This is a genomic window from Leucobacter sp. BZR 635 (assembly GCF_048061935.2).
In the GTDB taxonomy this organism is placed as follows: Bacteria; Actinomycetota; Actinomycetes; order Actinomycetales; family Microbacteriaceae; genus Leucobacter.
In genome coordinates this window covers 1-5,897 of the sequence record NZ_JBLUNZ020000044.1, presented here as the reverse complement: position 1 = coordinate 5,897, position 5,897 = coordinate 1, and the positions used below count along the sequence as shown (strand labels likewise).

Genomic DNA, 5,897 nt, shown 5'->3' with positions numbered 1-5,897 from the left:
TGTTCTGAGTGTCCGCGAAACTGCTGGACAGCAAATTCAGGGCCAAGCCCCGAGGTAAAACAAGTTTTTCGAAAGGTTTTCTCTTATGACGCTCACCGCAGATCAGATCCCCGGCTACCGCGCAGGCACTTGGAAGATTGACGCCACGCACTCCGAGGTTGGGTTCGCGATCCGTCACCTCGCTATCAGCAAGGTCAAGGGCAAGTTCGAGCAGTTCGACGCGACCTTCGTGACCGGCGAGAACCCGCTTGACTCCAGCGTCACCGCTGCCGCAGAGGTCGCCTCGATCAACACCAACGAGAAGAACCGTGACGGACACCTCCGCACCGGCGACTTCTTCGAGGCAGACCAGTTCCCGCAGCTCACCTTCACCTCGACCGGCGTGCGCGTCGTCGGCGGAGACTTCAAGGTCGACGGCGACCTCACCATGCGCGGCGTCACGAAGCCCGTCACCTTCGACTTCGAGTTCGGCGGCTTCGGCGACGACACCTACGGCAACTACAAGGCAGGCTTCACCGCCGTCGGCGTGGTGAAGCGCGAGGACTTCGGTCTCACCTGGAACGCCCCGCTCGAAAAGGGCGGCTTCCTGCTCGGCGACGACGTTACCATCACGATCGACGTGCAGGCGGCGCTCGTTCAGTAGTTCAACGAGCCCCAGCGGCTACTCGAGCTCCCCGGTGATCCGCCCGCGCACGCGGCGCAGGTCTTCCATGAGGGAGCCGATGAGTACCCAGTGGCGTGGCGGCGGCCTCGAAATCGTGTACGGCGCAGTGAGCGCCGGCGGTTCCGGGGCCGCTGCCGTTTCCGAGGCGGGAGCCGGCGCGACCAGCAGCTCGAGGTCGTGTGCGGCGCGGTGGATCTCCTGCCGCATCCCGATGACCGATGGATCCGCGACGAGCTCGGGGTCGTAGAGGTCGTAGAGCGCGCGCGACATTCCGATGACCTGGGTGACGATGGGCTGCACACGCTGGAAGAGCGCGTCGTCCTCGAGCAGCTGCCGCATGTGCCGGCGGCTTCGCGGGTTGAGCCGGAGGCTCTCGCGCGCGCTCCTGAGAGAGGCGTGCACGCGCGTGCGCTCCTCGTGCAGCAGCCGCGCTGAGTCGAGCATGTCTTCGAGCCACGGCTCGTCGCGGGGTTCCTCGAGCGCGTCGGCGAGCCGGTCGAGCGCCCGCGCGGCGTTGAGCGTGAGCGATGTGATTTCGGCGCGGGTGATCTCCGTGCGCACTGGGGCTGCGATGATCGCGTTCACCGCGACGCCGATCGCGGCACCAATCGCGGTCTCAACGAGGCGCTCAATTCCGTAGCCAAGCTCGGAGCCGCCGAGCGCGATCATGAGCATCGCCGTGATCGCGATCTGGTTCGTTGAGGTCGCGCTCATGCGGAAGATCCAGCCGACCCCCATGGCGACCAGGATCGCGGCGAGGAACAGCCAGGAGCTCGTGCCGAATAGCGCCCCCGCACCCAGCGCAACGGAGACCCCGAAGAGCACCCCGACGACGCGCTCGATGCCCTTGGTGAGCGACTGATCCACGCTCTCCTGCACCACGATGAGGGCAGCAATGGCCCCGAACATCGGGAGGGAGCCGGGGAAGATGAGCAGGCACACGAACCAGCTGAGGATCGCGGCTCCGCCGGCCTTGGCAAGCTGGAGCGCGGGCGGCCTGGCGCTCACGGTGAAGCGGCCGGTGATGTGCTTTTCGGCGCGCCGCCACCAGGGCGCGGTTGGCATGCTCACAGCAGTCCGAGCTTGCCGAGCTCCTCGCTGAGTGTCGCCCCGTCGGGCCCGTACACCCAGGGAATGCCACTGGCGTCCTTCTGCTGCGCGGCCTTCGAGCGGCCCCCGGCGAGCACCGCCTGGCCGACCGAGAGCTGTCGGATCGCGACGGCGGCGACATTCTCGGGGTGATCGCGGGCGAACTCCGCGTACAGCGACTCGTCGTGTTGGCCGTCGTCGCCGAAGAGGATCCAGCGCACGCCGGGGAACTCGCGCGCGAGGCGTTTGAGTTCGCGCTGCTTGTGCTCGCGGCCGCTGCGGAACCAGCGGTCGTGGGTGGGCCCCCAGTCGGTGAGCAGCAGCGGCCCCATCGGGTACAGGTTGCGGGCGAAGAACCGGCTGAGCGCGGGGGCCGCGTTCCATGCGCCCGTCGACAGGTAGATGAAGGGGGAGCCGGTGTGGCGTTTCGCGAGGCGGTCGTAGAGCACGGGCATACCGGGCGTGGCGCGGCGCGCGGTCTCGTCGAGTACGAAGCTGTTCCACGCGGCCACGAACGGCTTGGGGAGTGCGGTGATGAGCACGGTGTCGTCGACGTCTGAGAGTACGCCGAGCTGCGCGGAAGGATCCATGACCTTCACCGGCGCGTGCGCGGCCTCCTCGTCGCTGACCTGCAGCGTGACGGTGTGCCAGCCGGGGGTGAGTTTCACGCGGATAATGGAGTCGATGACGCCGCCGCGGTCGGCGACAACCTCGGTGACCGGCTGATCGTCAACGAATACTGTCACTCGTTGGTAGGGAACGTAGACGCTTGTGAAGGTGCGCCAGCCGCGCACGCGTGAGAGCTCTTGCACGTCGGGCCGGAAACGCGAGTGTTCGCTGGTGTCTGGACGGAGGTAGAGCACGCGGCCGAGGACTCGAACCCACTCGGTGGTTCCGTACCCGATGTAGGGGATCACGGACGGGGTCTTCCCCCGTTTGATTGCTTGCTTCGCGCGACTGCGATGCATTCGATCCTCAAACCGCGCCGCAAAGCGAGGTCGGCTGTCAGGAATGTCATCTGGCGAAGTCACTCAGCCAGTGTATGACGAATCGCTCTGTGCCATTGCCAGCGCTGATGTTGCGTTCAAGGGAAAAGAATCTTGACGTCAAAATTGATTCGCAGGGAACTCTCAGCTTGCATATACTGGCTACAGTTGGCAGTTTAGCCAGCACCCCGCGGGTACACCCGCCCGTAGGGAATTCCTACGGGAGAAGTGCGTTTTCGCGCGGCGATCGCTGATCTCCTGGTTTTAGGAGAACAAATGAATGAGTTTCTCGACCCGGTCTCGCTCGCGCGATGGCAATTCGGGTTGACCACCCTGTATCACTTCATCTTTGTGCCCCTCACCATCGGAATGGCGCTGCTCGTAGCGATTCTGCAGACCGTCTGGGTGCGCACCGGTAAAGAGAAGTATCTCCGACTGACTCGTCTGTTCGGAAAGATCTTCCTCATCAACTTCGCTATGGGAGTTGTCACCGGCATCGTGCAGGAGTTCCAGTTCGGCATGAACTGGTCGAACTACTCCCGCTTCGTCGGCGACATTTTCGGCGCGCCGCTCGCAATGGAAGGCCTCATCGCCTTCTTCTTTGAGGCCACGTTTATCGGACTCTGGATCTTCGGCTGGGACAAGCTGCCCAAGAAGATTCACCTTATGACGATCTGGTTCGTCTGGCTCGGAAGCGTGCTCTCGGCATACTTCATCCTCGCGGCCAACGCATTCATGCAGAACCCCGAGGGCTTCAAGATCAACGAGGAGCGCGGTCGAGCCGAGCTCACGAGCATCGTCGATGTGCTGCTGAACCCGGTGGCGCTCACGCAGTTCCCCCACACCATCCTCGCTGCGCTCATGTTCGCGGGCGTCGTCATGGTGTCGGTTGCCGCGTGGCACCTCAAGCGTGGCCAGTTCGTCGACGAGATGCGCACCACGCTCCGTTTCGGTGCGTGGACGAACATCATCGCGTTCGCGGGAACGGCGCTCAGCGGTCACTCGCTCGGCCTCGTCATGACCGAGACGCAGCCAATGAAGATGGCGGCGGCAGAGGCGATGTACAACACCTCGTCCGGTCGAGACGCCTCGTTCTCACTGTTCAGCCTGGGTACGCCTGACGGCGCACACGAGATCTTCTCCGTGCGTATTCCGTACCTGGCATCCTTCCTCGCAACGAATTCCCTTGACGGCACTGTTGAGGGCATCAACGATCTGCAGGCCGAATACACCGAGATGTACTGTGGTGCCGGCGATACGCTGCTGACGTGCCCGACCGACGGCTCTTTCGTGCCGATCGTGTGGGTGACCTACTGGGCATTCCGCTGGATGATCGGGCTCGGTGCACTCGCCGCGCTGATCTCCGTCGTCGGTCTCTGGATCACGCGCAAGACCGTCGAGCTCCCCAAGTGGGTCTGGAACGTCGCAATCTGGACAGCCCCGCTCCCGATGCTCGCATCGCTCGTCGGCTGGATCTTCACCGAGATGGGCCGCCAGCCCTGGATCGTGTTTGGGGTGATGACTACCGAACAAGGAGTGTCGCCGGGAGTGCCGGCGTGGGCCGTGCTCATCTCCCTCGCCGTGTTCACCATCGTCTACGGCGGCCTCGCTGTCGTCGAGTTTGGCCTCATCAAGAAGATCGCGCAGGAGGGCCCACCCGAGATCGCCCGCAAGGACGACGACGGTGACGACGGCTCCGGCTCGATTGATCACGACCAACTCGCGACGGTCTACTAGGAAGGGAGACGGATCATGGAATTGACAACCGTATGGTTCCTCATCGTCGGCGTCATGTTCATCGGGTACTTCGTGCTCGACGGATTCGACTTCGGCGTGGGCATGTCCCTGCCTTTCCTGGGAAAGACAGACACCGACCGCCGTGTGCTCATTAACACGATCGGCCCGGTCTGGGATCTCAACGAGACCTGGCTCATCGTGGCCGGTGCCTCGCTGTTCGCGGCGTTCCCCGAGTGGTACGCGACGATGTTCTCCGGCTTCTACCTCCCGCTGCTCATCATCCTGGTGGCCCTCATCCTCCGCGGTGTGTCGTTTGAATTCCGGCACCAGCGCAAGGGGGAGAAGTGGACCCGCTGGTTCGACCAGTTCATCTTCTGGGGCTCGGTTGTGCCTCCGCTGCTCTGGGGCGTCGCGTTCGCGAACCTCATCAACGGTGTGCCGATCCGCACCATGGAGGGCGGCGGCTGGCTGTACGAGGGTACTCTCCTCACGCTGCTGAACCCGTACAGCCTGCTCGGCGGAATCGTTGTCCTGCTCCTCTGCTTCACGCACGGACTTGTGTTCGTCGCGCTGAAGACGATGGGTGAGATGCGCGAGAACGCACGGAAGATGGCGAAGAACGTCGGCCTGGTCACGATCGTACTCGCAGCCGCGTGGCTCGTGTGGACGATCGTGACGCACCTCGCGAACCCGAACATCGGGCTCATCATCGCGTGCGCGGCAATCGCCGCGGTCGCTCTCATCGGCGCATGGGTCGCAAACCTCATGGGCCGCGAGGGCTGGGCGTTCGTCGGCAACACCGTGACGATCGCATTTGCGCTCCTCACGATCTTCGCCGCGCTCTTCCCGAACGTAATGATCTCGAGCATCGATCCCGCTGAATCGATGTCGGTCGCTGGAGCAGCCAGCTCGCAGATGACCCTTGAAGTGATGACCTGGGTAGCGGTGTTCACACTGCCGCTCGTGCTGCTCTACCAGGGCTGGACGTACTGGGTCTTCCGGAAGCGCCTCACCCAGGACATGATCCCGGTGGAGTCGCCCGCCGAGGCCACCGCCTAGGCGGCCCGGGCCCTATGAAACCCCTCGACCCACGCCTGTTACGTTTCGCGGGTGCTGCCCGCTCGGTGTTCGCGCTCGGTGCGCTACTCGGAGTAGTGCGCACCGTCGCGATCATCGCCTGGAGTTGGTTCCTCGCTCAGGCGATAGCCGCTGTGGCTATCCCGGTGTACGAGGGGATCTGGGACTCGGCCGGAGCCGGGCAGGTTGCTGATGGTGTCTTCGCCATCAGTAGCCTGCCCTGGCTTGCGGCCGGGGCCCTGGCGGCCGCCATCGTGCGTGCTCTCGCGGGGTGGGGGATGGATCTCTCCGCCGCGCGCGGCGCAGTCAAGGTAAAGGCGCAGCTGCGTGCTGCCGCGCTCGAC

The 5,897-nt window shown here is 64.2% G+C and carries 5 protein-coding genes and 1 pseudogene; 4 read left to right on the top strand and 2 right to left on the bottom strand.

Annotation, left to right across the window (positions count from 1 at the left end; translation table 11 throughout):
• The first annotated feature begins 85 nt into the window (after positions 1–85).
• Positions 86–643 carry a YceI family protein gene (locus tag ACI1US_RS09170; RefSeq protein WP_416549650.1) on the top strand — a complete coding sequence of 186 codons (558 nt, stop codon included), beginning with the start codon at positions 86–88 and terminating at the stop codon, positions 641–643.
• Between the two features lie 18 nt (positions 644–661).
• Here ACI1US_RS09170 and ACI1US_RS09165 read toward each other — a convergent pair whose 3' ends face one another.
• Together ACI1US_RS09165 and ACI1US_RS09160 are read right to left on the bottom strand one after the other, a co-directional pair.
• Positions 662–1,729, bottom strand: coding sequence for an FUSC family protein (locus tag ACI1US_RS09165; RefSeq protein WP_416549651.1), 1,068 nt, complete (start codon positions 1,727–1,729; stop codon positions 662–664).
• Between the two features lie 2 nt (positions 1,730–1,731).
• Positions 1,732–2,721, bottom strand: coding sequence for an App1 family protein (locus ACI1US_RS09160; protein ID WP_461639882.1), 990 nt, complete (start codon positions 2,719–2,721; stop codon positions 1,732–1,734).
• Positions 2,722–3,015: 294 nt separating this feature from the next.
• Here ACI1US_RS09160 and ACI1US_RS09155 point away from each other — a divergent pair, with 294 nt between their 5' ends.
• The 3 genes and pseudogenes from ACI1US_RS09155 to ACI1US_RS09145 form a co-directional block, all read left to right on the top strand.
• Positions 3,016–4,476 carry a cytochrome ubiquinol oxidase subunit I gene (locus ACI1US_RS09155; RefSeq protein ID WP_416549648.1) on the top strand — a complete coding sequence of 487 codons (1,461 nt, stop codon included), beginning with the start codon at positions 3,016–3,018 and terminating at the stop codon, positions 4,474–4,476.
• A 15-nt stretch (positions 4,477–4,491) separates the two neighbouring features.
• A complete protein-coding gene (gene cydB, locus ACI1US_RS09150; protein WP_416549647.1) occupies positions 4,492–5,535 on the top strand; it encodes a cytochrome d ubiquinol oxidase subunit II in 1,044 nt (347 codons plus the stop codon).
• A gap of 14 nt (positions 5,536–5,549) precedes the next feature.
• Positions 5,550–5,897: pseudogene (locus ACI1US_RS09145) on the top strand (thiol reductant ABC exporter subunit CydD); the annotation flags it as partial.

What these genes read in the sequence shown, in the direction of transcription:
- ACI1US_RS09165 (WP_416549651.1), bottom strand. Translation starts at nt 1,729, where the DNA reads ATGCCAACCGCGCCCTGGTGGCGGCGCGCCGAAAAGCACATCACCGGC.
- cydB (WP_416549647.1), top strand. Translation starts at nt 4,492, where the DNA reads ATGGAATTGACAACCGTATGGTTCCTCATCGTCGGCGTCATGTTCATC.
- ACI1US_RS09155 (WP_416549648.1), top strand. Translation starts at nt 3,016, where the DNA reads ATGAATGAGTTTCTCGACCCGGTCTCGCTCGCGCGATGGCAATTCGGG.
- ACI1US_RS09160 (WP_461639882.1), bottom strand. Translation starts at nt 2,721, where the DNA reads ATGCATCGCAGTCGCGCGAAGCAAGCAATCAAACGGGGGAAGACCCCG.
- ACI1US_RS09170 (WP_416549650.1), top strand. Translation starts at nt 86, where the DNA reads ATGACGCTCACCGCAGATCAGATCCCCGGCTACCGCGCAGGCACTTGG.